This is a genomic window from Psychrosphaera sp. B3R10 (genome assembly GCF_018861025.1).
GTDB lineage: Bacteria > Pseudomonadota > Gammaproteobacteria > Enterobacterales > Alteromonadaceae > Psychrosphaera > Psychrosphaera algicola.
Genome location: NZ_JAHKQH010000009.1, coordinates 151555 through 176541, shown reverse-complemented (window position 1 = coordinate 176541; position 24987 = coordinate 151555). Strand labels below are relative to the sequence as shown.

Sequence of the window (24987 nt, the reverse complement as noted above, 5' to 3'; positions counted from 1 at the left end):
TTGGAAATAAATTTATGACAACGCATTTTGACTATATCGCCATTGGCGGCGGTAGTGGTGGTATTGCATCGGCAAATCGTGCAGCGATGCGCGGTGCTAAAGTGGCGCTAATCGAAGCAAAAGCAATGGGCGGCACATGCGTCAACGTTGGTTGTGTTCCTAAAAAGGCGATGTGGTTTGGGGCTCAAGTTGCAGAAGCGATCCATAAATATAGTCCTGATTACGGATTTGATGTCACCGTTAATAAATTTGATTGGAGCAAACTAGTAGCGTCTCGTGAAGCTTATATTAAACGTATCCATGGTTCATACGATCGCGTTTTAGATTCAAACGGTATTACGGTAATTAATGGTTTTGCAAAATTTGTAGATGCTAAAACAGTCGAAGTAGATGGCAAGCAATATACCGCTGACTATATTACGATTGCCACAGGCGGACGACCAACTTGGCCTAAAATAGAAGGGGCTGAATTAGGTATAGATTCAAACGGATTTTTTGCTTTAGATGAACAGCCAAAACGTGCTGTCGTTGTAGGCGCTGGATACATTGCAGTAGAACTTGCTGGTGTATTACAAAGTTTAGGTACAGAAACTCAGTTAGCGGTTCGAAAACATGCGCCATTAAGAACATTTGACCCGATGTTATCAGAGACCTTAGTTGAAATAATGGCACAGGACAATTTGAAACTGTTAACAAACAGTACACCAAGTCGTGTTGAAAAAGCCGCTGACGGCTCACTGGTGTTACATTTTGAAAATGGCACAAGCGTAGAAACCGATTGTGTTATTTGGGCAATCGGCCGCACGCCTTCTACAGATGGCATTAATATCGAAAAAGCCGGTGTAGAGGTTGATTCACGTGGTTACGTTCCAGTAAACGAACATCATGAAACTAATGTTCCGGGTATTTACGCCCTAGGCGATATTATCGGTAAGATTGAGTTAACACCAATTGCTGTTAAATCTGGCCGTATATTGGCTGAACGATTATTTAACGGCATTACCGATGTCGTGATGGATTATTCCTTAGTTCCAACTGTGGTATTTAGTCACCCTGCAATTGGGACTATGGGGCTGACTGAACCTGAAGCGGTTGCTCAATACGGGGAAGAAAACGTTAAAGTATATAACTCAAGTTTTGCCGCTATGTATACCGCGGTTACGGAACACAGACAAATGACCAAAATGAAACTTGTTTGTGCCGGTGACGACGAAAAAGTTGTTGGTCTACACGGTATTGGACTCGGTATGGATGAGATTTTACAGGGCTTTGCTGTAGCAATTAAAATGGGCGCGACAAAGGCCGATTTTGATGCTTGCGTTGCAATTCACCCTACCTCAGCTGAAGAGTACGTTACTTTGCGTTAATTTGCGTTAATCTGCTCATATCGATTTGGTGAAGCTTTGCACTTGGGTTAGACCTAACCCTTAAAGAAAAACCTGAATAATGCACTGTGTTATTCAGGTTTTTTTCTGTTTTTTCACCAGAATTTAAATCTGCGTATTACCATCCATTTTGCCGTGAAGTAATAGAAGTTAACTCGAAAGGCTTTTATACATTGCAGCGTTTTAATTCAGCAACATGCCATGTGTCCCTCACTTTACTTTGTTGGTGATGCAGTAACTTTCTCTGCCACTAAATCCGGGTTCCATTTTCTGAAGGTACGATCCAAAAATGCATTAGCAAGCGGCTCAAACTCAGGGTGTTGGCTCAAACCATAATAAACGGGCGCAGTTAAGATAAATTTTTCAATCCCTATCAAGTATGTATCCAGCATTGGTTGGCGCTTAAACATATTCTGGGTTTGTTGCTCAGAAATATCGCCAATGAAATCCATAATCCCTGCACAGAACCAACCGACCTTATTTTGTGTTTGTTGGCATTGAGAAGAGCTATAAGCAAGACTAGTTTTCAGTACTTGAACATAACTGTCGTCGCCTTTACGTTTTTTAATGGCAGCATAGTCATAAGGCTCTGTCTGATTAAGATCAACGCGTTGGATAAACTCCTCTGCACTTAACCCTGTCAACTGCTGTTGTTGTTCATACAAAGTTTCGTCGCCCAACAGCAGCTTATAAAATACCAGTAATTCAGTTTGGGTAGACTCACTAATCGGTAATTGTTGATAACGCTGTTGCTGTTGTTCGTTTAGTTTTCCGCGCGTATCTAAATCCAGTAGTAATAATAAGGCGTTAATAAATTGTTCTGCATATTCAGGCGACTGGCTTAATTCTTCGTCAATATAATCCAGCGCAGTATCGATATTGCCGGCCAGTATGTTGATTGCGGATTTTGCCCTTCTATAGTCTGCACTGGGTTCGCTACGGTAGTCATTAATAAGCGCTAAGGTCGCTTCAATATCTTGTTGGTAGGCGTAGCTATAATAAATATTGGGTAAGAAGTTTTGTGTGTTTTCGGGAAATAGCTTTTCCATTGTTGATAACATTGCTTGAGCTTTATCTGGCTGTTCCGTTACAAGATACAAAAACACTAAGTTGGTGATATTTATCTGACTTTGTGGATTGGTTTTTAGTATTTTCTCCCTTCGCTTGATGCCATCTAGAATATTATCCAACGCTAAAGTACTCACATTTTGAATTAGCGGGTCATTAGGGGCTTTTTCATAAGCTTGTTTATAAAGCTTGACACTTATTGCTAAGTTACCGCTGTCCGAAGCCTGTGTTGCTATTACCAGCGTTTTAAGTGGAAAATCAGGTGCAATCATTAGTTCCCAAAACAAACGTTCTTTTTCTGCCTGACGCAAAGACTCTATAAAGCCACCATAATTATCAGCAAAGCTATACACCATGTAGAGTTGTGCCTTGGCCAAATAAAATTGCTCATCTAGTTTTATAGCTTGTTGTAATATGTCAGCAGCTTGTTTTAATGATTCCGAACTGCGCTGATAGGCGAGCTCCCGCCCCTGAATAAACAACTCATAGGCCTGTGGATTGGTGGTCATACCGGCTTCATGTTCCACTTGCTCGGGTAACAGATTTAGTTTGAGTGCTTGGGTAATGGCAAAAGTCAGTTCATCTTGCAGGGCAAAGATACTGGTTAATTCGCGATCATAGGTTTGTGACCAAATATGCGCACCACTGGTGACTTCAATCAACTGAGCAGTTATTCGGACCTTGTCTCTATCTTTGCGTACGCTACCTTCTAGCACATAGTTAACATTGAGTTTTTGGCCTATTTCACGAATATCGGTGTTACTGTCTTTAAAATTAAATGACGAGGTACGGGCAATCACCACTAACTGATTTAACCGCGCCAAAGAATTAAGAATTTCTTCGGCAATGCCATCACCAAAATAACCTTGGGATTTATCCGGGCTCATATCTTCAAATGGTAATACTGCGATAGAACGTTCTAAACTAACATCAGCATTGGAGGTAAATAGTTTTTCATAGGCGATAAATGCTAAGGCCAGCACCAATGCGCCTGCTAACAGGTAATTGATTTTATTGCCGGTTTGCTCACCAATAGACTCGTCGATATCAACCTCATTGGTGCGTTTAAGCCCTTCAGGGGTGAGTTCAAATGCCCAGGCAAAAATGCATACAAAAGGAAAGGCAATCGTCAGAATAACCGTGGTAATGGTGCTGAATAAAATAGGCAAGTGTAAAGCGGGTGAAATCACCGCAACAATTTGCAGGATAATCCAGCAGGTTACCAAATAAACACTGGCAACCTTAAATACATTTCGGCGTTTTAATTCGGTAAAAAATGTCATCCGTGATGCTCATTATTTTTTATAAATTAACAATAATGGATTAACAACAACAGTACAATAGATATACAAATCAATCTAAAGTTTAAACCGCACGATTCCACTACAGGTGCAGATTAATGTTGTTTACATTAAGCGAGTGATCATTGGAAACTCATTCAGCTAGCCAAAAGTCGACTGTCGCTAGTTTTGAAAATAATTGGTAAATGGCTGTTGGAGCGTATCCCTAATGCCTAATTCAACAACATACTTTGAAAGTTCTTCATAATTATGTAAATGCTTAGCAGAATGAACGAACAGAAAGCAAATAAAGTCTTGAGACAGATACTAGGTTAAAAATTATGTACGTTGGGTAAATCTTCGCATCTTGATTTAGTAAAGTCTTGCTCTTGAGTTAGCTCTACCCCTTGAAGAAAAACCTGAATAATGCGCTGTGTTATTCTGGTTTTTTATTTTGTAACCTTTATCGCGATTAGTTAACGCAAACAAAACTACAATTGTTAGCTCGGTTTTATGTCATACCAAGGTTTAAAGCCTGACGGGATCAAAGAAAAGTCAACGTCGTTTTGCAATTCGATTATGTGGCGTTGCTCTAGGTTGGCATCGTTAATAATTTTTTGGTGGTCATTAAACTCATAAAATATCTTGTCAAAGGTGCCGTTTTTGATCAGTACCAAAAGCGCTTGTTGTATTTTATTTGCCAATGCCTCATCTTCAGCCCGAACAAAATAGTAAATGGCAGAGCGGTATCTAAATAACAAATTTTCATCTACGTGGAGGTTTTTCCCCTTTACATTTGATAAGTCTGAATAGGTTTCAAGCACACCTCTTAACGTATAGTCATAAATACTGCGCCCAACATTTTGGTATATTTGATCTAGCAGTGTGGTTTCAAACACGTTAAATCCATTGTTCCTTAGGATTGTTGAATCTGGCCAATCGTGGCCCTGGGCGGCTAAAAGGCTTTTTATGGCTGGCAGGTTTTCCGGCTGAGTAAAATGATGTTTGGTGTTGGTGTTCGTTGTGGCAATTCGGTACCCGATAAACCCTTTCATTAAGGGGATGCGTATCGGTCGATAATTTTTTTCACGCTCGGCGGTGGTTACCGTCCAAACAATATCGAGCTTTTTTTGAGTCAAACTTTTAAGCTGCCTTCGCTGTAACATTGGGACCGACACCGGCTCTAATTTACAGCCACCGAAATCGCGATTAATGACAAGGCAGACTTCTTCTAACATCCTAACGCTATAACTTGTATTTTGTGCCGCTGTATCGAGCTGCGCCATGTACTTTATGTTTGTCTGGGCATTAAGTCCCATCCCGACCAAGAGCAAGGTAAAAGAAAGGATGTAGAGCTGACTTTTTGTTATTTTCAAAAACGACACCCAAATTTGGATTATAAAATGCGAAACCTATATTAAAAATATAGCAGTAGATTTTAAATGCGGTTGAGAATATTAAATTTAGCCTGTCGCCCCACCATTTATCACCACTTATATTAAATTTTTGTGAATCGAAGTTTATCTAGATATTTAGCTTAAGCTTATATTTATTAGTTGTTTTGTGTGGAGAACTCGGTGGTTAGTTTGACCAAGGCTTATTACAAGCCAGTAATGTATGTTGAGTTTGTTTTGTTGTTTATCGTTTTACCCATCGTTGTTTATTTTTTAAGGCATACAGTAGCACCCTATTTATTATTGTGTCTGATCACAATTTTACTTTGGTGTTTGTTGTCACTGGTAACAGACCCGCGTTTTAAGCGCTTCAGGTTGTGGAACTTAGAAAAACTGCGAGAATTTCTGCCTAATGTCATGAAGACCTTTTTACTGGCGGCGTTTGTTATCACGTTGGCGAGTTGGTGGTTTACGCCCCAGTGGCTATTCTCACTGCCATTAGAGCAAACCCTAATGTGGATTGCCCTGCTATTTTTATATCCGGTTTTATCCGCATGGCCACAGGAAGTAATTTTCAGAACTTACCTATTTCATCGATATAAACATATATTCAAAAGTAAAAATTTACGAGCCTGGTTAAGTGCACTCAGCTTTGCATTAGCACATTTAATGTTTGCCAACTGGATAGCAGTTGTGGGGTCATTTTTTGCAGGATTGGTCTTTGCTTATACTTATATGCACAGTCGTTCAACTTTACTTGTGACTCTAGAGCACAGTTTATGGGGCTGTTGGTTATTTACTGCCGGTCTAGGCATACATTTTGACAGCGGCATGTTGACCTAAGCCTAAAAGCTGGGACTGTCAGCCGCTGTCGAATGACATGTTTAATTGATGATTATGACGGGCATTGTTGAAGCGAATCTCGGTTTTCAATTGCGGTAATAAATCCATTTTCATCCGCCATAAGATAAACCGCTTTGCCAGCAACCATCTGACTATGGCTTGGTGCATGAAGAAGGTGATTAACCATTTCTCGCGACAGCTGAAATACACCAACATCACATACTTGGATGACAATTTCATTGTCTATGCTTTTTACGATACCGGGCAACTTACGTTTATCTTTTAATGATTCGATGGCGGCAAGGTATTGCTGGTAATGTGCATTTTCTTTAATGTTTTTAACATCGTTTTGGTCGGCACTTAAAAACGTTACATCGTGGTAATAGGTTGTTGTATGGTCCGTATTATAAGTAGCTACAACGGAATACTGCTCATTAGTCTGTAGTGGGGCGTCGTTTCTATTCCAACCAAATATAATAACGGCGACAAATATGCCCATGGCGTACTGCCAGCTCACCCATTTCCAAATAGAGGGTTTTGTTTGTTTAGCATTTGCCAATATGGCTTCCTGCAAATTAGGCGGTGGAATTACGTTTTTTTTTCGATTTTCGTAACATTCTTGTAATCGAGTTTCTGTGTGTTTGTTTGACATAATTACTCCCCCTCTCGTGTTTCGCCAATGAGGGTGGTTAGTGTTTGTTTAGCATAACGTAAGCGACTTTTAACTGTCTCCATTTCGCAATGAGTAATTTGAGCAATTTCTCTCAATCTAAACCCCTCTTGCTGCAAAATAAACGCTTCTCTTTGGAGAAAAGGTAATTCATTAAAGGCCGCGTCGAAACGCTGTTGTTGTTCTATTTCATTCATAACATCAAATTGAGCTTTGGATGGTGTTGAATGGTCATTTATATTTGATTCGTCAAACTCTTCAACTTGCCATCGCTGTTGTTTTCGTAATTCGTCAATAAGTGCGCTTCGGGCAATTTTAAACAACCAACTTTTTACTGTGCCTGTGTCAGAAAATGAGCGTCTATTTTTAATGACTTTTTCCCATGCCATTTGGCAGACATCGGAGGCTAGTTCAGGGCCTACTTGGCTAAACAAGTAATGGTAAAGATCTTTTTCGAGTCGTTTTACGATTTCTTTTATGTATTTTAATTCGCCCGAGTCCGCATATTTCAACATGAGATTTTCGTTTGATTCGGCAATATTAAGCCAGTTCTTCAATCCGATCGTAATATTCATCAACATCCTTAACTTCGGCGTTTACTAACCGTTTTTTGTTAGCTAAAACGGCTAGTCTATCGCGGCTTGAAGTTGTAATAACTTAGCTTTGGCCCAAATTAAACTCGAGCATTATCTGTTGGTTTTGCAACGTGATTGCTTTACCGTTTTTAATCTGTGGTTTGTACTTCCACCTTTTTAACGCTTTTTTAGCTTCGTTGTCAAAGACCCTTGCAGGTTGGGACTCTATAACAGCAATATCGATAACACGACCTACGGCATCTATGCTAAATGACAAACTAACCCATCCTTCGATGCCATCCCGCGCTGCTTTAATTGGGTATCTTGGTTGTACCCTGACAATTGGCGTTGCGGAGTTGTCCTGGCGACCTTCAAACACAATAGGGCCAAGTTGGGTAGGGGGGATCTTGATACCAAAGTTTGTATTCATAGCCAACAAATTTTCGCTGGTCGTATCCACTGGAATTGGCGGTGGTGGGGGCGGCGCTTTTGCTATAGGCGGTGGCGGTAAAACATTTGGTTTTACTATTGTCGGTTTTTCTTCTTGCACCGCGAGTAATTCAGTTATAAATGTTTCACTGGGTTCCGCAAAAGAAAGGTTATCGTTTTCTATTAACTTTCCCATCAAAACAAAAAGGGCAAAACATGCCGTCGCGCCGAGTAAAGTAAAGGCAGTAAATTTACCTATACTCTTTATTTCTGGGGCAATTTTAGTTGTGGCTTGGTTCATCTGTATTTCCTCACATTGTCATTAATTTAAAAGGTCAGTTGGCACCAAATGAATAACCTTATTAATAAAACGTTTGGTCATTAGAAAAGGGGTTAAATGTTATAAAAAATATTGCTAGCTTAAGAGACTCCCTTAAATAATAGCGACTTGGAGGAAAAGGCAGCTCGTTATCTGTATTAAACATTTCATATATTCTTATAAAAAACGATAAATTGAAATTCACTGTCTATACTTCAGTTAATACAACAAACTAGGAACGAGAGTGCCGACAAATCAATCTCGCCGGAAATTTATAAAAAACGTTGCAGCGACATCAACAAGTGCTGCACTTATATTAAACGCACCATATGTTTTTTCCCGTTCTAAGCCTGTTACGTTAAGGGTGTTGGGCACTCATGTCACCTTGCAAGAAGAGCTACGACAACAGGCGATGCGAGAGTTAGGGATTAATCTAGAGTTCACCGCAATGGGCAGTGCTGCGGTACTGCAAAAAGCGGCGGCTGCGCCTCATTCTTTTGATTTATATGAACAATGGTCAGACTCAATCAACGTGTTATGGCATGCAGGCTCGATTCAGCCAATAGAAATCGAACGCTTAAAATACTGGAATGAGATTAACCCATTAACAAAAACAGGGAAAATAGTTCCCTCAGCAAAATACGGTGCTGGTGATTCCCCAAATAAACTGCTTTATGTGCAGCAAGACGGCTCTTTAGGTAAAGCCGCAAGTTCAAAAGTTAGCTTTATGCCCTATGTCCACAATGTCGATTCGTTTGGTTACAACACAAATTTTATAAAACCTGAAGAAGCTTATAAAACTGAGTCTTGGGGATGGTTACTCGATGACGCCAACCGAGGACGCGTCGCATTGGTTAATGCGCCGACCATAGGAATATTTGACGCTGCCTTAGCGGCTCAAGCTAAAGGATTGATGAAGTTTGGTGATATCGCAAACATGACCATCGATGAAATAGACACCTTGTTTAGCATATTACTAGAGAAAAAACGTAACGGGCAGTTTGCTGGCTTTTGGACCTCTGTACCTCAGTCAGTGGAGTTTATGACGAACAAGCGTGTGCATATTCAGAGTATGTTTTCTCCTGCTGTGAGTGCATGTCGTGGCCAAGGGGTTCCTGTGCGTTATGCTTCTCCTAAAGAAGGGTACCGAGCGTGGCATGGGGTTATGTGTCTATCGGCAATGACCAACGGCCATGTTAAAGATGCCGCGTATGATTATATGAATTGGTGGCTATCTGGTTACCCTGGTGCGTTTATCGCAAGACAAGGGTATTACATCTCAAATCCAGAACGGAGTCGGTCCTTGATGCACCGAAACGAATGGGATTACTGGTATGACGGTAAACAGTCTAACACGCAATTAAAAGGAACGGATGGTCGTGTTTCAGTCGAAGCTGGTGAGATAAGAGATGGCGGAAGTTACGTTAAGCGTTTTTCAAATATCGCGGTGTGGAATACGGTAATGGACAATTATGATTATAGTTTAGATCGTTGGTTTGAGCTTCTAAATGCGTAAATACCTATATGATTGTTAAATTACAAAATACCATAGCCTTAAAAATCGGGGTGTTATTATTTTTAATAATATTAACGTTATTAGCAAACTACAGAGTGCTAACAAATAAAATTAGCGCTGTTCAATATTCAGTAGAACGAATTTTACAGATATCAAATAATTCAATTATTGTACTAGAAATCAACAAGGACATTGTTGAATTACAACGTGACGTCACAGTGTTTGGACAGGGTGGAAGTACCACGATATTTGCTAAGATGATGACAACTCATGACAGTATCAAAAGTCGATTGGAGGAGGTCCGAAGACAAACAGAAAACGACGAGTTACTCAATACCATTCAAAATATGAAATCGTTGGTGGTTCGCTATGGTGAAAACTTGGGGGTTTTGGTTCAGCTATATCAAACTAAAAGTAATTATATCGACATTGAACTACCGGAAGTGTTCCAACAGGGCGTAAAAGCATTTAACCAAATAGCGAAAGTGAATAACAATCAAAAGTTACTTTTTGAGGCGCTCGTCGCGCATAACCTTTGGTTGCAAATGGAGCGCAGTTCAACACTATTTTTTAATAAAAAACAGTTTAAACAACGTAGCGTTGTAAATCAGTCGATAAGTCAACTGAATCAGAAGCTCACAGAATTAGCTCAAACAAGCGAAGCGAATTCGGAGGTTCACTTTGCATCCTTGTTAGCATTAACCAACAGATATCAAACCCTCTTTGCTAAAAGCGTTCAAGCCAACAGAAACTTTCTTGGGCTGATTAATGTTGTAATGGCAGGTGACGCCGTTGAATTTACTAATCAAGCAAAGTTATTAAAAACCCAATCCTTGGGGTTGTTAAGTGCGATCAAAAAGTCAGGTGCGGAAGCTGTTGAAATTACTGAGGTTATTATTAAAGCTTCTATCGCCGTTGGATTGATTTTGTTCTTGGGATTCGCGTTATTCTTTCAGTTGCATATTACCGCTGCAATTAAGCGTTTAACTTATGCATTTAAGTCATTTTTGACTGGCGATTTCTCCCCCAAAATATCAGATACAGAACGTAAAGATGAAATAGGTTTATTAGCTAAAGCGGCCAGTGAATTTAAAAAAATGAACCAAGATTTGTTAAAGGCCAAACGTGAGGCTGAGAAAACCAGCAAAATAAAAACCGAATTTTTAGCTAATATGAGCCATGAAATCAGAACGCCAATGAATGGCATTTTGGGAATGGTTAATTTGCTCGGGAAAACGACACTGTCACCGCAGCAAGGTGAAATGGTTGGCGTTATCGAGTCATCCGGACAAGGCCTTATGGTGGTACTTAATGACATTTTGGATATCAGTAAGATAGAGTCTGGCAAAGTGCTGTTAGAGCAAAAACCATTTAAGTTTAACGACGTTATCGTCGAACTGCGCCACATGTTTGAGCCATTAGTTGCTGAGAAAAATATTGAGTTCCATATTACGTCTGTGCCAGAACTCGCTTTAATAAATGTTGTTGGGGATGTGACCCGCTTAAAGCAGGTACTCATTAATTTGTTAAGCAATGCCGTCAAATTTACTGAACATGGCACCGTAACTTTGCGAATCGCGGTGGATAATTTGACGGATAAAAATGTCAGTTTGAATATAGCCGTCGTCGACACCGGAATAGGCATTGAACATAAAGTCATCAAAAAACTGTTTGATGCTTTCTCGCAGGGAGATACGTCGATAACGCGCAGATTCGGTGGAACGGGTTTAGGATTGACGATTTCAAATCGTTTGTTGACGTTAATGGGCGCGCCCCTCAAAGTAGAAAGTATGATTGGTAAAGGCTCCAAGTTTTCATTTTCTTTATTATTACCAATTAGCACGGGTCAAACCCATAAGCTTGAAAATGAAAACAAAAAGATCGTAATTGATCCTGCAAAGCGTATTTTGATAGTAGAGGACAATAAAATTAACCAAACGGTGTTAAATGCCATGTTAAAAGGGTTTGGGTTCAAAGATATTAAAATAGCCGATAATGGCGCAATTGCAGTGCAACTTTGTCATGAGTTTGAATTTGATATTATTTTAATGGATATGCAAATGCCAATAATGGATGGCTTAACAGCGACTCGAGAAATCCGCAAACTGATAAATTACAAATCAAAAAAAATAGTGGCGTTAACGGCCAATGTGTTAGTTGAAGATCAACAGTCCTGTTTTGACGCGGGAATGGACGAATTTTTAGCTAAGCCAATTGAACCAGAAAAGTTAAAACAGGCATTAATATAAGTCCTGTTCTCACAATGGAATGCAAATGACGAACGTCCTCCGAAACCAATGAAGCCCAAACCAATGGTAAAACCAATGAGGTCAGTGTTGCTGATTTTGTCAATTCCTCTGCACTTGGTTGGAGATCCCAAATATCGCTGTGGCTATTTTAGGATGACGTTTTTTGTTCTGAATTAACTAACCGATTAAAAACAATTTATGAAATTATCCCCGACTTCGAAGAAGATCGGAACTGAATTATTAATTGCCTGGTATGGAAGCCGGATCCATCCAGAATGCTTCCCAAACATGACCATCTGGATCGGCAATATTTCGATTGTACATAAAACCTAGATCCTGAGGTGGGTTAATATCCAAGGTGCCACCATTTTCCATAGCGGCATCTTTAAATTGGTCAACGGCTTCTCGTGAATCAAAAGATAACGCCAACATAACCTCACTTGAATTTGACGGTGGAATTGGACGATTTGTAAATGTTTGCCATTTAGGATGTGTGAGTAACATCACATTTATTGCATCACTCCAAACCATGCAAGCGGCAGTTTCATCCGTAAAATTTTGATTATTTGTAAAGCCAAGGGATAGATAAAACGCGACGGATGTTGGCAGGTCACTAACTGGTAGATTTATAAAGATCATTTTTGACATGGCCATTACCTCAAAAGTTTTGTGAAACTAGTATTGCTAATAATAACTAATAGCGCCATTTAGTAAATTAATGCCATAAAAAAACGGAGAACCTAATTAAAGGCACTCCGTTTATTGGCTATTACAAAAATAGTTATCATTAGAACTATTTGACTAACAACTACCCTCGGATCTGACCATCGCCGGTTACAACAAATTTTTCCGTTGTTAGCGACTCTAGTCCCATTGGACCGTACGCATGCAATTTGCTGGTGGAAATACCAATCTCAGCACCTAGTCCTAATTCTCCGCCATCTGAGAATCGTGACGAGGCATTAACCATTACAACTGCAGAGTTAATACGGCGAACAAACTCTTGGGTTTTTGAAATGTCTTGGCTAATGATAACTTCAGTGTGACCTGAGCTAAAACGTTGAATGTGCAGTACGGCTTGTTCAAAGTCGTCGACAACACGGATAGCAATTTCAAGTGCCAAGTATTCCGCGTCGTAATCCAAATCGGTAGCTAGGTCGGCATTTTCGAAATATGGAAGTGACTTATCGCAGGCATGAACTTTTACACCAGCTTTGGCAAATTCCGTGGCCACTTGTGGTAAAAACGTTGCAGCTACATCTTTATGGACAAGTAAAGTTTCTAATGAATTACATACACCAGGACGCTGAACTTTACCGTTTAATAATATTGCTAATCCTTTGTCTAAATTAGCTTGGTTGTCGATGTATAAATGACACACCCCTTTAAAGTGTTGGATCACTGGAATTTGACTGGTTTTAGTCACAAATCGAATTAGACCTTCACCACCACGCGGAATGACCAAATCGATAGTGTCCGATAACGTTAACATTTCGTTCATGATCTCGCGGTCAGGATTTGGTACTAAACTAACTGCAGCAGGCTCGATGTTATGTTCGACAAAGGCTTGATGGATACATTCAGCTAAAGCTTTATTGCTGTTAATCGCTTCTTTACCGCCACGTAATACAACTGCATTACCTGCTTTAAAACATAATACGGCGGCGTCAACGGTAACGTTTGGACGACTTTCGTATACCATTGCAATAACACCTAATGGAATACGTTGTTTAGCGATTTTAATGCCATTTGGGCGCACATCGTTTTTTGTGATCATGCCAACAGGGTCTGGCAACGAGACAATATGTTCTACCGCGGCTGCTATGCTGTCGATACGAGTTGCATCTAACATTAAACGGTCAATCATAGCCGCAGCTAAGCCATTTTTTTCGGCGTCGATTAAATCCAGTTTGTTTGCTTCAATAATTGCTGGTGTATTTGAACGTAAATGACGCGCAATGCTAAGCAGTGCATCATTTTTTGTTTGAGTCGATAAATTGGCAACTTGTACCGACGCAGCTTTTGCGTCTTTTGCCATTTGTTGTATAGAAAAAGTCATAATTAGTCCTTGAATAACACAAGGTCATCACGGTGAACGACCTCATTTTTGTGTTTGAAACCTAAGATTGTTTCGAAATTTTTGCTTTCTAGGCCGGAAATTTGAAGTAACTCGGCACTAGAATATTGGCTTAAACCACGGGCAATCACTTTATTGTTTGCTAGTATATCTATGGCTTCACCTCGAGCAAACTCTCCGTGTACAGCAGTAATGCCTTTTGCCAGAAGTGACGCACCTAACGTGAGTAGAGCATTTGCGGCGCCGTCGTCAATTTGCAGTGAACCTGCCGCTTTTAACGTGTGTCTTAACCATTGTTTTTTTGCACTATCTTTTAGTGCTAGCGGTTTAAACCAGGTCCCCACCGATTTGTTTTCTAAAATATCATTAAATACGCTACTTTTTTTACCGTTAATAATAAATGTATTTACGCCGTTACTTGTGGCTTTTTCAGCTGCCTGAAGTTTAGTCTTCATTCCACCGGTTGCGATTTTATTTTTTGTACCGCCGGCTAATTTATATATCTCAGGTGTAATCTGATTGACTTCAGGGATCAGTTTGGCATTTGGAAAACGATTTGGATCGGCGTCAAATAGGCCATCGATGTCACTACATATAAATAGTGCATCGGCTTCACAAACGAGCGCAACTAAAGCCGCAAGATTGTCGTTATCGCCTACTTTTATCTCTGCTGTCGCCACAGTGTCGTTTTCATTGATGATTGGCAATACTTGATTCGCCAATAATTCACGTACTGTATTTTTGATATTAACGTAACGACGGCGGTCTTTTAAATCGCCCTGGGTAATTAAAAGCTGGCCACAGGGGAAGTTAAAGTGATGTTGCCAATTGGCCATCATTTTTGCTTGACCTACCGCAGCCATCGCTTGTTTTTCTGCGATCGTGGTGCCTTGTTCATGGCTATTAATTAAACCACGACCTGCTGCCACAGAACCGGAAGAGACTAAAACCACTTCTTTACCAAGCGCTTTTAGTTCGTTGATAAATTTTGCAATGGGTAATACATATTGGCCACTAACTTGTTTGCCATCGGGAGCAATGAGTGCACTACCAACTTTTATTACTGCACGTTGCCAATTTAACCCTTCGTTTGCCATTTTTACCGATACCCTGAAATAGAATAAATACTTTAAAGGGACTCTACCCAATATTGTGCGTTCGGTCGACATCGAAAAGTAATAATGTATGTTTTTACGGTGTAATGTCGGTTAAATAGAAAAAAATAGAAAAAAAAACGATTTTATATTAAGATTTGGCTCTGTTAGCTTTACGCTGGTTAAAAATACTGCTAACTTACTTAACAGTTTGTGCAAACCCCGCACGCCTAGTTACTCTAAACAAACAATAACTTCAGATAGCTCATATCAAATATAAAGACATCCTATATGCATTTAAGTGAATTAAAAAATAAGCCGATTAACGAGTTAGTTAAGCTGTCGGAATCGATGGGCTTAGAAAATATGGCTCGTCTACGCAAACAAGACATCATATTTTCCATCCTAAAAAAACACGCCAAGAGTGGAGAATCCATTTACGGTGATGGTGTTTTAGAAATATTACAAGACGGATTTGGATTTTTACGCAGTGCCGATTCCTCTTATTTGGCAGGCCCAGACGATATTTACGTCTCTCCTAGTCAAATTAGACGATTCAATTTGCGAACAGGGGACTCCATTTCAGGCTTAATTCGCCCTCCGAAGGACTCTGAACGTTATTTCGCACTATTAAAAATTGAACAAGTCAATCACGACAAACCAGAAATCTCCCGCAATAAAATTCTTTTCGAAAACCTTACTCCTCTGCACGCAACTGACCGTTTTACTATGGAACGCGGCAATGGATCGACTGAAGATATTACAGCTCGAGTTTTAGATTTGGCTTCACCAATTGGTCGTGGACAACGTGGATTGATCGTTGCACCACCTAAAGCGGGTAAAACAATGTTGATGCAAAATATTGCAACTTCAATTGCCGCTAACCACCCTGAAGCGACGTTAATGGTTCTACTTATTGATGAACGTCCAGAAGAAGTAACCGAAATGCAACGCCTAGTAAAAGGTGAAGTTATTGCATCGACGTTTGACGAACCAGCGAGTCGTCACGTACAAGTTGCTGAAATGGTAATTGAAAAAGCGAAGCGATTAGTTGAGCACAAAAAAGATGTTGTTATCTTACTTGACTCAATAACGCGTTTGGCTCGTGCATACAACACCGTAATCCCTTCGTCAGGTAAAGTACTGACAGGTGGTGTTGACGCAAATGCTCTGCACAAACCAAAACGTTTCTTTGGTGCTGCTCGTAACGTAGAAGAAGGTGGTAGTTTAACGATTATCGCAACTGCGTTAGTAGATACCGGTTCTAAGATGGATGAAGTTATCTACGAAGAATTTAAAGGTACGGGTAACATGGAGTTACATCTAAATCGTAAGATTGCTGAGCGCCGTGTATTCCCTGCTATCGACTTTAACCGCAGTGGTACGCGTCGTGAAGAGTTGATGACATCGGCAGATGAACTACAAAAAATGTGGATCCTGCGCAAAATTGTTCATCCGATGCAAGAAATTGAAGCGATGGAGTTTTTGATCGACAAGCTTTCGTTGACCAAAACGAATGAAGAGTTTTTCGATTCAATGAAGCGCCAAAAAGGCAACTAACCATCCGATCAATTTAGTTAGTTGATTGATAATAAACCCCAACTTAGATTGGGGTTTATTTTTAGTTTCAAAGCAATAAAAACACTTCTTTATCTGTTGGTACCCTGAAATGAAATACAAAGATCTACGCGATTTTATTGCACTTTTGGAAGAGAAAGGCGAATTGGTTCGCGTCACCACTGAAGTTGATACTTATCTTGAGATGACCGAAATAGCCGACCGTACTTTGCGTGCCAAAGGTCCTGCCATTTTGTTTGAAAATCCAAAAGGCTCAAGCATTCCCGTCCTAGTGAATTTGTTTGGTACACCAAAACGTGTTGCTCTGGGTATGGGACAAGAAGATGTATCGGCATTACGTGGTGTCGGTGAAACGTTAGCATTTTTGAAAGAACCGGAGCCGCCGGCGGGTCTTAAAGATGCATTTTCAAAATTGCCTATTTTTAAACAAGTGTTAAATTTAGCGCCAAAAGAAGTGAAAAAAGCACCTTGTCAGCAAGTTATTATTGAAGGTGACGACGTAGATTTGACCCAGTTGCCAATCCAACATTGTTGGCCTGGTGATGTCGCGCCACTGGTGACATGGGGATTAACCGTCACTAAGGGTCCTAATAAACCAAGACAAAACTTGGGGATATATCGTCAACAGTTATTGGGGCCAAATAAACTGATTATGCGTTGGTTGTCGCACCGTGGCGGCGCATTAGATTTTCTCGAATTTAAAAAGGCTAATCCAGGCGAGAATTACCCAGTGTCGGTAGCATTAGGTGCCGACCCTGCAACGATATTAGGCGCAGTAACGCCGGTTCCTGACACTCTGTCTGAATATGGTTTTGCTGGCTTATTGCGTGGTAGCAAAACTGAAGTGACAAAATGTATTTCTAATGATCTACAAGTTCCGGCCTCTGCGGAATTCGTACTAGAAGGATACATAGACCCAAATGAGATGGCACCAGAAGGACCATATGGTGACCATACTGGTTACTATAATGAAGTTGATGACTTCCCAGTATTTACGGTAACGCATATTACTCACCGTAAAGACCCGATTTACCACAGCACTTATACCGGTCGTCCACCAGACGAACCAGCTATTTTGGGAGTGGCATTAAACGAAGTTTTTGTGCCGATTATCCAAAAGCAATTCCCTGAAATTGTTGATTTTTATTTACCGCCAGAAGGCTGTTCATACCGTATAGCGGTCGTTACCATGAAAAAGCAGTATCCAGGTCATGCCAAACGCGTGATGATGGGCGTTTGGTCTTTCCTACGCCAATTTATGTATACTAAGTTTGTTATTGTGTGTGATGACGACATTAACGCAAGAAACTGGGAAGATGTTATGTGGGCAATAACGACCCGCATGGATCCGGCTAGAGATACCGTATTAATTGAAAATACCCCAATCGACTATTTGGATTTTGCCTCACCGGTTTCTGGCTTAGGCTCTAAAATGGGCCTTGATGCCACAAACAAATGGCAGGGTGAAACCGACCGCGAATGGGGTATTCCCATTGTGATGGATGAAGCTGTAAAAACACGAATTGATGCTATTTGGGATGACCTAAACATTCCTCTGCCGGATGGAGATAAATAAATGACTAAAGTAACCATTCAGCCAAACAATATTGAGTTTGACGTTGCCGTAGGCGAAACGATTTTAGAAGCTGCAGAACGAAATTCCATCGAATTTCCATATCGTTGCAGACAAGGCGTGTGTACAGCATGTGTTTGTAAAACATTAAGTGGGGAAGTCAGTTATGGCGACCGTGATCCAGAGTCCTTATCGTTAACGATGGGCACAGATCCAGACAACCCTCAAAAATATACCTATAGTTGTATCGGGTATCCATTAACGGACATGGTATTGCACCATCCATTTATTAAATAAAAGAGTAAAGATTTAATGCAAGTTGTTAGTGCTCAAACGATTCAGGCAGAAGTGATTTCAATAACAGCCGTGACCGATTTTGTAAATGTAGTGAAACTACAGCCTTTAACAAAGCCAAGTTACCTTGCTGGTCAATATCTGCAAATTGTTTTGTCGGACGAAGACAAGCGGATTTTTTCGATTGCCAGTTGCCCAGATGACCAACATATCGAATTGCATATAGGTGCGGGACCTGATGACGCTTATCCGCGTGGTGCTTTGGATCACATGGCGAACAATGATGTTGTGACGCTTGAAATTGGGCTTGGTAACGCGTTTTATCAAGAGAAAAGCGTTAGACCAATTATTTTAATGGCGGGTGGAACTGGTTTTTCGTATGCCCGTTCGATTGCAGAACATATTAAAAATCATTATCCGGAGCGTAATGTCACTTTTTACTGGGGCGCAAAGGATGAAGAGAGTCTTTATGCCAGTGACGAAATGATGATATGGGCAAAACAAAACCCTAATTTTACTTATGTCCCGGTAATTGAAGAAGCTACGGCGGAATGGCAGGGGAAAACGGGTTATGTTCACCAAGCGGTTATGGCTGACTTTGCGAGCTTAGAAGCATTTGATGTTTATTTAGCCGGGCCATTTAAAATGGCAGGAGTTGCTCGTGAAGATTTTGTCAAACATGGCGCTGTTTTAGAGCACTTATACGCTGACGCTTTTGCCTTTATTTAACATATTGGTTAATACACGATTTACAAAAAAACCGTAATATTAATTACGGTTTTTTTATGTCTTGGTTTTATCAAATTACGGTTTTTAGCAGTTAAAATGACGCATAGATAACGCCTATCAAGTACAACTGGGCAAATAAACCAATCATATAAAAGTAACTGCGAGGGCTTGGGTTTTTATTGGTCGCGATAGCATAAAACAACACCATATGAACCAAACGAGCAACAAAAAATATCACGGTTACTGTTAATAAGTGCTCAGCATTTACACCAACTAAGCATGCAACTAAAACTGAAAGTACAAACAAAGGCACGTTTTCCAGTGAATTAAGAAAAGTACGATTACTGCGGAATACAAAGGAAAAATGATCAAGTTCTGCGCTGACAATTCCTGGCACATATTCAGTTTGTTTTCTATGAGCTCCTGTCGCAATTAAGGCTTGCAGAACCATCATGGCAAGTAAGGATGTGACGACAAATAAAACCTGTGTGTATTGTTCAAACATTTTGTTTCCTCAGTTATTAGTTTGTATGCAAATTATAATACTAGGGTAATCTGCTAAAATCAATTTGTTTGTGTACAAAATAAATTTGGAATTATGGAACAGCTAAAATTATCTAACCAAATCTGTCATCGTTATTACGTCGCATCTAATGCGATAACAAGGGCGTATCGCCCACTTTTAGATGAGCTTGGGCTCACCTATCCTCAGTATGTTGTATTAATGGCATTATGGGAAGAAGACAATGTTGAAGTGAAACAAGTTAAGGCCAAGACTCATATCGATGGCGGCGCTTTATCGCTGATTTTAAAAAAGTTATCAGCCAAAAATCTTATCAATATTGTGCCGTCGGAACTGGATAAAAGAATTAAACATGTTCAATTATCTGACAAGGGCTGGCTATTGCAGCAAGAAGCGAGTGGTATTCCTGAAAAATTAATGTGTCAGGTTTCTAATATGTCGAGAGAAGAGGTTTTATTACTTAAAACGCTTACCGACAAATTGGTGGAAAACTTAATTGAGTAATGTCAGACCGTTTACCCAGCAAAGTTATTGCCAATTGAGTTAATCTAGTCCGATTCAGTCTAAAGAATGAGCAAAGCATTTTATTTTTATTTATAGCAAATTGTAACAATTGAATCCTTAGACCGTCAGCCTTTAGCTTGTATAATTAAATTCGCTTTCTAGTGTTCATCGGTCATGTAACACCATGTGAGTTGGAAAGCGGATTTAAACACGCAATATAAAAGGACACATATGGCTATAGTACATAAAACTCGTACCCAGCTTGTTGCAGAGGCAATTAGAGAGCGAATTTTGCAGGGCGAAATTAAAGCCGGAGAACCTTTACGTCAAGCGGCATTAGCTGAAGAACTTAATGTTAGTCGGATCCCGGTTAGAGAAGCGTTGTTGCAACTAGAAGCGGAAGGCCTAGTTAATTTCGAACCGCATAAAGGAGCAACGGCAGCCGATATGTCTGCAAAACAAGTTGATGAAGTATTTGAATTACGTTGTTTACTTGAAACCGAATTATTGTCTTATTCAATTCCCAATCTAACAGATGACGATATTGCCTATGCGCAAGAACTCATGGATAAAATGGCCGAGTGCCAAGATCACGGTACAACACTAGGCGAACTCAACTATCGATTTCATAATATTCTATATAGCCGCGCAGACCGGCCCCATACATTTGAGCTTGCGGACGTCCTGATTAAAAACTCGCTGCGCTATATTCGAATGCACTTGACGTTAGCGGGCGGGGACAAGTCGTCACAAATTGAGCATAAAAAATTATTGGTACTTTGTGCTGAAAAACGAATTAACGCGGCTTGTGAATATTTGCGGGATCATATTCTTAAAGCAAAATACAATATTATTACGTTAATAGAAGCAAGTGAGTCGCGTTAAAGCAAAATAGAACAATAACGCGATTTAGTCTTTTCATCTGCAATAAAATCAGTAAAAGTTGGTTCTTATTATCATTACGGTGTGCCATAAATTAAAGTGTGCCATAAATTACAGTGTGGCATAAATTAGGAACTGAAATGAAACAGCAACTTGTTCAACTACTTTCAATCGTAACCTTGTTATTTGTCACAGTAGCATGCTCAATTAGTCCTGCGAACAATCAAAATTTGGCGGGGCACTACTCCGATCTTGCCGGTTTTAATATTCAAAAAGGTCAATCTCCAATTGGGTTTAATTTACCGAGTGCTTCAGGGGGGAAATTAAGTCTAGCTGATATACTAACCGACCAACATGTGCTTTTGGTTTTTTACCGTGGAGATTGGTGCCCGTATTGTATTGATCAATTCAGTACGATTCAGCCAGTACTGCCACAGCTGAAACAATATAATGTTAAGTTAGTCGCGGTTTCGCCAGATCAACAAAGTGCTGCTCAAAATACGCAACGCAAATTTGGCCAAGATTATACTTTTTTGATGGACACTGACCTGCAGGTCACAAAACAATACGGCATTAATTCAGAAGAAGGGTTGCCGCATCCTGCGGTATTTTTGATTAAACAGGCACCGACGCTTTCGGAGTCGGAAGTGGCCTGGTATTACGTTTCAACCGACCATACCACCCGACCAACGGGTGAACAGTTGTTAGAGCAAGTAAAAGCATTAATATCTAAACCATCAACTAATTAACAAAATGTTCCACTGTGGGATAAAAGGCAATAAATGTGAATATTGATATTAGATTAGCAAATTACGACGACGCTGAGGACGCTTCTGCAATTGTTTTGGCCTTAAATATGTACGCCAAAGACCCTATGGGTGGCGGCCAAGCATTATCAGAATTTGCTCAGGCAAATTTGATAGCTGGCCTACAATCCACGCCAAATGCGTTTACCGTTTTGGCTTTTGTTGACGGTAAAATTGCAGGGTTGGGAAATTGTTTCCAGACGTTTTCAACTTTCAAATGCAAACCTATTGTCAATATCCATGATATGGGGGTTAATGATGGCTATAGGGGATTAGGCCTAAGTCAGAAAATGATCGCAATGATAGAACAAGTGGCGAAAGAACGTGGCGCATGCAAAATTACCCTAGAAGTATTGGAAGGCAATGAGGTTGCCAAAAATGCTTATCTAAAATACGGTTTTACTGGATACGAGCTTGACCCCAAAATGGGCAAAGCGATGTTCTGGGAAAAGCCAATTAAATAATTTATCCGCGTTGTTCAAACAGGACGGTTAATAATTCTACGACTTAGTATTAATACGTCCTGTCGATACTTAACTCGTTATCTGTTTAATACTTCGACTTACTTCTCTTAAATTTATATGCTTTTATTTCTCGGTAATAAGCTCCACTTTTATTAGGAATGTTTATGACTCAGTCCGTATCGTTTAAAACTGTTAAACGATTTCCGTTGTTAATGTGGATATTACTATTTGGGTCTTTTATCACCCGTGGCAGCTTTTATATGGTTTGGCCGTTTTTGGCGGTGATACTTTTTGAAAAGTTTCAGCTTTCGGCTACTAGAATCGGGCTTATCTTGTCCTCAGCAGCGGTAGTCTCGGTCTTAGTCAGTTTTGTAGTCAGCAGTTTATCAGACCGAATAGGTCGACGGCCTATGATGTATGCCACGGGCGTGTTGTATATCATTTCCTTTAGTCTTTTAGCTGAAGCAAATACAGTAAATGGCTTTGTAATTGTTATTACGTTGTGTTCCATTGCCACCGCACTTTGGCGTCCGCTTACCTCGGCGTTAATTGGCGATGTTATTGATGATTCAGGCGTCAGAGAGCTTGCCATGCAGTCATTGTATTTTGCCGTAAATGTTGGCTGTGCTATTGGTCCAATTGTCGGTGTTTGGCTGGGGTTAACAGGTCAACAGTCGAGCTTTTATTTCACAACTTATGCGTTTGGATTTTTGCTCGTTTTATTGTTTTTGGGCTTCCGTCATTTTGACCGCCAAGCCAAAATCGACACGTTAGATCCCATTGAAGATATGGTTCAGGTTCAGTTCGATAAGCGACAAACATTAACTAATAATGAGTCTAAAAGTGATAAACCAAAAAGCGGATTAAAATATGTTTTACGGATCTTAGGACAAGACAAACTGCTGCAATATTTAATCTTGGCGAACGTGTTGTGTATGTTTATTTACGGCCAAATGGACAGTTCATTAATACAATACTTAACCCGTGAAAAAGTAACCGACTTATTGGAGTTGGTATCGTCAATGATATTTACCAATGCGATGGTGATCATAACGTGCCAATTTATTTTGCTTAAAATGATGTCTAAACAAAGTCTCATAAGGCGAGTACAAATCGGCTTGTTGTTATTAGCCATATCGCAACTTTGGTTTGCGTTAAACCCGGTCACTATGTTTTGGGGCTGGATTGCAGCGGTGATTATTATGAGTCTAGCGGAAGCGATTTTGTTCCCAACGATGAACGTTCATATCGACCGGATTGCGCCCGCGCATTTAAGAGGTGCGTACTTTGGTGCAGCATCGTTTTATGATTTTGGCTTTGCCTTTGCACCGTTAGGCGGTGGTATCATTTTAGATTATTTCGGCGGACCGATACTCTTTTTGGGGTGTGGTTTGTTGGCTTTGTTTATCATTTATCTGTATCACGTTTTGGAACATATGTCGGGACCTGACGTTAAAACCGAAGCTAAATCTACTGGGCAACGATAAACGGATGAACTTTTAATCGCGAGGAGTGATCTAAATCATATTGAGCGAGATCAATGTTTTGGTGCCGTACCGAGGCATCTGATTGAAATTTAGTCAGCTTGGCTTTTTTTTTGTTAATTATTGGGTATAATCGCGCTCCAAAATTATCCATATGCTCCGGTTTTACGTTCCGGGGGGCAAGAGGAATCGACATGTCACAAGTAGTAGTGTGCGCAATGTATAAGTTTGTGCGCTTAGAAAATTTTCAAGAACTCCGTCAGCCATTACAAAATACAATGGAAGCTAACGGTATCAAAGGTACTTTGTTGTTAGCGGAAGAGGGGATTAACGGTACGGTAGCCGGTCATCGTGAAGGAATAGACGCGTTATTAACTTGGCTTCGTCAGGATCCTCGTTTAGTTGATATTTCGACTAAAGAAAGCTTCGACGATGAAATGCCATTTTATCGCTGCAAAGTTAAGCTTAAAAAAGAAATCGTGACAATGGGGGTTGAAGGTATTGACCCTAGAGAAGTGGTTGGCACCTATGTTAAACCCAAAGATTGGAATGCGTTAATAAGTGACCCAGAAGTGGTATTGGTTGACACTCGTAATGACTATGAAGTGCAAATTGGTACATTTGAAGGGGCGGTAAATCCTAACACTGAAACGTTTCGCGAATTTCCTGAATATGTCGAAAAAAATCTTGATCCGAAACAACATAAAAAAGTTGCGATGTTTTGTACTGGTGGCATTCGCTGCGAAAAATCTACAGCCTATCTAAAAGAGCAAGGCTTCGAAGAAGTTTACCATCTTGAAGGCGGTATCTTAAAATACCTTGAAGACGTGCCAAAAGAAGAGACCAAATGGCAAGGTGAGTGTTTTGTTTTTGACAATCGTGTAACGGTAAATCATGATTTAGAAAAAGGCGAATATGACCAGTGTCATGCGTGTCGTATGCCGATCACTGAAGAAGAAAAACAATCAGAGCACTATGTTGTCGGTATTTCATGCCCACATTGCATCGACAAAGTTACAGATGAACAGCGTGAACGATTTGCGGAGCGTCAAAAGCAAATGGAATTGGCGAAACAACGTGGCGAAGAACATATTGGCTCAGAAGCCAAAGACGTTATTGAAGCTAGAAAAGCGCTAAAACTGCAAAAAAAAGAACAAGCTAGAAACGCTAAGGCGTAATTTTTAAGACGCCGTTCTTTAGCGAAGGCAACGTATTATACTAATCGGTATTACGTTGCCTTTTTTGTTTTAT

The 24987-nt window shown here is 40.2% G+C and carries 23 protein-coding genes; 14 read left to right on the top strand and 9 right to left on the bottom strand.

The window, feature by feature from the left end; genetic code table 11:
- Nucleotides 1–14 precede the first annotated feature (14 nt).
- Entirely contained in the window at nucleotides 15–1367 is a 1353-nt protein-coding gene (gene gorA, locus KO525_RS04465) for a glutathione-disulfide reductase (RefSeq protein WP_215962582.1), read from the top strand.
- Nucleotides 1368–1600: 233 nt separating this feature from the next.
- Here the strand turns inward: gorA and KO525_RS04460 are convergent, their stop codons facing one another.
- Both KO525_RS04460 and KO525_RS04455 read right to left on the bottom strand, forming a co-directional pair.
- Complete coding sequence (locus tag KO525_RS04460; protein WP_215962581.1) at nucleotides 1601–3736, bottom strand: FlgO family outer membrane protein; 2136 nt, start codon at nucleotides 3734–3736, stop codon at nucleotides 1601–1603.
- Nucleotides 3737–4233: 497 nt separating this feature from the next.
- Nucleotides 4234–5109 (bottom strand): transporter substrate-binding domain-containing protein, encoded by an 876-nt coding sequence (locus KO525_RS04455; protein WP_215962580.1) that lies wholly within the window; start codon nucleotides 5107–5109, stop codon nucleotides 4234–4236.
- 201 nt (nucleotides 5110–5310) lie between these two features.
- Between KO525_RS04455 and KO525_RS04450 the strand changes: the two genes are divergently transcribed.
- Complete coding sequence (locus KO525_RS04450) at nucleotides 5311–5970, top strand: CPBP family intramembrane glutamic endopeptidase (protein WP_215962579.1); 660 nt, start codon at nucleotides 5311–5313, stop codon at nucleotides 5968–5970.
- Nucleotides 5971–6022: 52 nt separating this feature from the next.
- Here KO525_RS04450 and KO525_RS04445 read toward each other — a convergent pair whose 3' ends face one another.
- The 3 genes from KO525_RS04445 to KO525_RS04435 all read right to left on the bottom strand — a co-directional run bounded on the left by KO525_RS04445 (nucleotide 6023) and on the right by KO525_RS04435 (nucleotide 7945).
- Complete coding sequence (locus KO525_RS04445) at nucleotides 6023–6622, bottom strand: hypothetical protein (RefSeq protein WP_215962578.1); 600 nt, start codon at nucleotides 6620–6622, stop codon at nucleotides 6023–6025.
- 2 nt (nucleotides 6623–6624) lie between these two features.
- Nucleotides 6625–7215 carry a sigma-70 family RNA polymerase sigma factor gene (locus KO525_RS04440; RefSeq protein WP_215962577.1) on the bottom strand — a complete coding sequence of 197 codons (591 nt, stop codon included), beginning with the start codon at nucleotides 7213–7215 and terminating at the stop codon, nucleotides 6625–6627.
- Nucleotides 7216–7297: 82 nt separating this feature from the next.
- A complete protein-coding gene (locus KO525_RS04435; protein ID WP_252736792.1) occupies nucleotides 7298–7945 on the bottom strand; it encodes an energy transducer TonB in 648 nt (215 codons plus the stop codon).
- Nucleotides 7946–8237: 292 nt separating this feature from the next.
- On the opposite strand from KO525_RS04435, the gene KO525_RS04430 reads away from it, so the two are divergent.
- Together KO525_RS04430 and KO525_RS19930 are read left to right on the top strand one after the other, a co-directional pair.
- The gene (locus KO525_RS04430) at nucleotides 8238–9479 is read left to right on the top strand and encodes a PotD/PotF family extracellular solute-binding protein (protein WP_371744372.1); all 1242 of its coding nucleotides are present in this window, start codon (nucleotides 8238–8240) and stop codon (nucleotides 9477–9479) included.
- Nucleotides 9480–9574: 95 nt separating this feature from the next.
- Nucleotides 9575–11728 (top strand): response regulator, encoded by a 2154-nt coding sequence (locus KO525_RS19930; protein ID WP_215962575.1) that lies wholly within the window; start codon nucleotides 9575–9577, stop codon nucleotides 11726–11728.
- Between the two features lie 240 nt (nucleotides 11729–11968).
- Here KO525_RS19930 and KO525_RS04420 read toward each other — a convergent pair whose 3' ends face one another.
- The 3 genes from KO525_RS04420 to proB all read right to left on the bottom strand — a co-directional run bounded on the left by KO525_RS04420 (nucleotide 11969) and on the right by proB (nucleotide 14902).
- Nucleotides 11969–12376 (bottom strand): VOC family protein, encoded by a 408-nt coding sequence (locus KO525_RS04420; protein WP_215962574.1) that lies wholly within the window; start codon nucleotides 12374–12376, stop codon nucleotides 11969–11971.
- Nucleotides 12377–12536: 160 nt separating this feature from the next.
- Nucleotides 12537–13787 (bottom strand): glutamate-5-semialdehyde dehydrogenase, encoded by a 1251-nt coding sequence (locus KO525_RS04415; RefSeq protein WP_215962573.1) that lies wholly within the window; start codon nucleotides 13785–13787, stop codon nucleotides 12537–12539.
- A 2-nt stretch (nucleotides 13788–13789) separates the two neighbouring features.
- Nucleotides 13790–14902 carry a glutamate 5-kinase gene (gene proB, locus KO525_RS04410; protein WP_215962572.1) on the bottom strand — a complete coding sequence of 371 codons (1113 nt, stop codon included), beginning with the start codon at nucleotides 14900–14902 and terminating at the stop codon, nucleotides 13790–13792.
- Nucleotides 14903–15190: 288 nt separating this feature from the next.
- Here proB and rho point away from each other — a divergent pair, with 288 nt between their 5' ends.
- The 4 genes from rho (at nucleotide 15191) to fre (ending at nucleotide 19073) form a co-directional block, all read left to right on the top strand.
- Nucleotides 15191–16459, top strand: a complete 1269-nt coding sequence (rho, locus tag KO525_RS04405; protein WP_215962571.1) for a transcription termination factor Rho — start codon at nucleotides 15191–15193, stop codon at nucleotides 16457–16459.
- Nucleotides 16460–16568: 109 nt separating this feature from the next.
- Nucleotides 16569–18053, top strand: coding sequence for a 4-hydroxy-3-polyprenylbenzoate decarboxylase (gene ubiD / locus KO525_RS04400; protein WP_215962570.1), 1485 nt, complete (start codon nucleotides 16569–16571; stop codon nucleotides 18051–18053).
- Nucleotides 18054–18347 carry a 2Fe-2S iron-sulfur cluster-binding protein gene (locus tag KO525_RS04395; protein WP_215962569.1) on the top strand — a complete coding sequence of 98 codons (294 nt, stop codon included), beginning with the start codon at nucleotides 18054–18056 and terminating at the stop codon, nucleotides 18345–18347. It begins immediately after the preceding gene.
- 15 nt (nucleotides 18348–18362) lie between these two features.
- Nucleotides 18363–19073: an NAD(P)H-flavin reductase gene (gene fre, locus KO525_RS04390; RefSeq protein WP_215962568.1), complete on the top strand. Its 711-nt coding sequence runs from the start codon at nucleotides 18363–18365 to the stop codon at nucleotides 19071–19073.
- Nucleotides 19074–19164: 91 nt separating this feature from the next.
- Here the strand turns inward: fre and KO525_RS04385 are convergent, their stop codons facing one another.
- On the bottom strand, nucleotides 19165–19578 hold the full coding sequence (locus KO525_RS04385) for an MAPEG family protein (protein WP_215962567.1): 414 nt from the start codon (nucleotides 19576–19578) through the stop codon (nucleotides 19165–19167).
- A gap of 93 nt (nucleotides 19579–19671) precedes the next feature.
- Here KO525_RS04385 and KO525_RS04380 point away from each other — a divergent pair, with 93 nt between their 5' ends.
- From KO525_RS04380 to KO525_RS04355, 6 genes are all read left to right on the top strand, one after another.
- Nucleotides 19672–20100 (top strand): MarR family winged helix-turn-helix transcriptional regulator, encoded by a 429-nt coding sequence (locus KO525_RS04380; protein ID WP_252736791.1) that lies wholly within the window; start codon nucleotides 19672–19674, stop codon nucleotides 20098–20100.
- A gap of 231 nt (nucleotides 20101–20331) precedes the next feature.
- Nucleotides 20332–20985, top strand: a complete 654-nt coding sequence (locus KO525_RS04375) for a GntR family transcriptional regulator (protein WP_215962566.1) — start codon at nucleotides 20332–20334, stop codon at nucleotides 20983–20985.
- A gap of 137 nt (nucleotides 20986–21122) precedes the next feature.
- On the top strand, nucleotides 21123–21731 hold the full coding sequence (locus KO525_RS04370; RefSeq protein ID WP_215962565.1) for a peroxiredoxin: 609 nt from the start codon (nucleotides 21123–21125) through the stop codon (nucleotides 21729–21731).
- 35 nt (nucleotides 21732–21766) lie between these two features.
- Nucleotides 21767–22252, top strand: coding sequence for a GNAT family N-acetyltransferase (locus tag KO525_RS04365; RefSeq protein ID WP_368668263.1), 486 nt, complete (start codon nucleotides 21767–21769; stop codon nucleotides 22250–22252).
- Between the two features lie 164 nt (nucleotides 22253–22416).
- Nucleotides 22417–23739: an MFS transporter gene (locus KO525_RS04360; RefSeq protein WP_215962564.1), complete on the top strand. Its 1323-nt coding sequence runs from the start codon at nucleotides 22417–22419 to the stop codon at nucleotides 23737–23739.
- 191 nt (nucleotides 23740–23930) lie between these two features.
- Entirely contained in the window at nucleotides 23931–24914 is a 984-nt protein-coding gene (locus KO525_RS04355; protein WP_215962563.1) for a rhodanese-related sulfurtransferase, read from the top strand.
- The last annotated feature ends 73 nt before the right edge of the window (nucleotides 24915–24987 follow it).

Bases quoted from the DNA above. Each gene is read 5' to 3' on its own strand.
- KO525_RS04445 (WP_215962578.1), bottom strand. From the start codon at position 6,622: ATGTCAAACAAACACACAGAAACTCGATTACAAGAATGTTACGAAAAT.
- fre (WP_215962568.1), top strand. From the start codon at position 18,363: ATGCAAGTTGTTAGTGCTCAAACGATTCAGGCAGAAGTGATTTCAATA.
- KO525_RS04375 (WP_215962566.1), top strand. From the start codon at position 20,332: ATGGCTATAGTACATAAAACTCGTACCCAGCTTGTTGCAGAGGCAATT.
- KO525_RS04440 (WP_215962577.1), bottom strand. From the start codon at position 7,215: ATGAATATTACGATCGGATTGAAGAACTGGCTTAATATTGCCGAATCA.
- KO525_RS04415 (WP_215962573.1), bottom strand. From the start codon at position 13,787: ATGACTTTTTCTATACAACAAATGGCAAAAGACGCAAAAGCTGCGTCG.
- KO525_RS04380 (WP_252736791.1), top strand. From the start codon at position 19,672: ATGGAACAGCTAAAATTATCTAACCAAATCTGTCATCGTTATTACGTC.
- KO525_RS04435 (WP_252736792.1), bottom strand. From the start codon at position 7,945: ATGAACCAAGCCACAACTAAAATTGCCCCAGAAATAAAGAGTATAGGT.
- ubiD (WP_215962570.1), top strand. From the start codon at position 16,569: ATGAAATACAAAGATCTACGCGATTTTATTGCACTTTTGGAAGAGAAA.
- KO525_RS04395 (WP_215962569.1), top strand. From the start codon at position 18,054: ATGACTAAAGTAACCATTCAGCCAAACAATATTGAGTTTGACGTTGCC.
- KO525_RS04370 (WP_215962565.1), top strand. From the start codon at position 21,123: ATGAAACAGCAACTTGTTCAACTACTTTCAATCGTAACCTTGTTATTT.
- KO525_RS04460 (WP_215962581.1), bottom strand. From the start codon at position 3,736: ATGACATTTTTTACCGAATTAAAACGCCGAAATGTATTTAAGGTTGCC.
- KO525_RS04355 (WP_215962563.1), top strand. From the start codon at position 23,931: ATGTCACAAGTAGTAGTGTGCGCAATGTATAAGTTTGTGCGCTTAGAA.
- rho (WP_215962571.1), top strand. From the start codon at position 15,191: ATGCATTTAAGTGAATTAAAAAATAAGCCGATTAACGAGTTAGTTAAG.
- KO525_RS04420 (WP_215962574.1), bottom strand. From the start codon at position 12,376: ATGTCAAAAATGATCTTTATAAATCTACCAGTTAGTGACCTGCCAACA.
- gorA (WP_215962582.1), top strand. From the start codon at position 15: ATGACAACGCATTTTGACTATATCGCCATTGGCGGCGGTAGTGGTGGT.
- proB (WP_215962572.1), bottom strand. From the start codon at position 14,902: ATGGCAAACGAAGGGTTAAATTGGCAACGTGCAGTAATAAAAGTTGGT.
- KO525_RS04385 (WP_215962567.1), bottom strand. From the start codon at position 19,578: ATGTTTGAACAATACACACAGGTTTTATTTGTCGTCACATCCTTACTT.
- KO525_RS04360 (WP_215962564.1), top strand. From the start codon at position 22,417: ATGACTCAGTCCGTATCGTTTAAAACTGTTAAACGATTTCCGTTGTTA.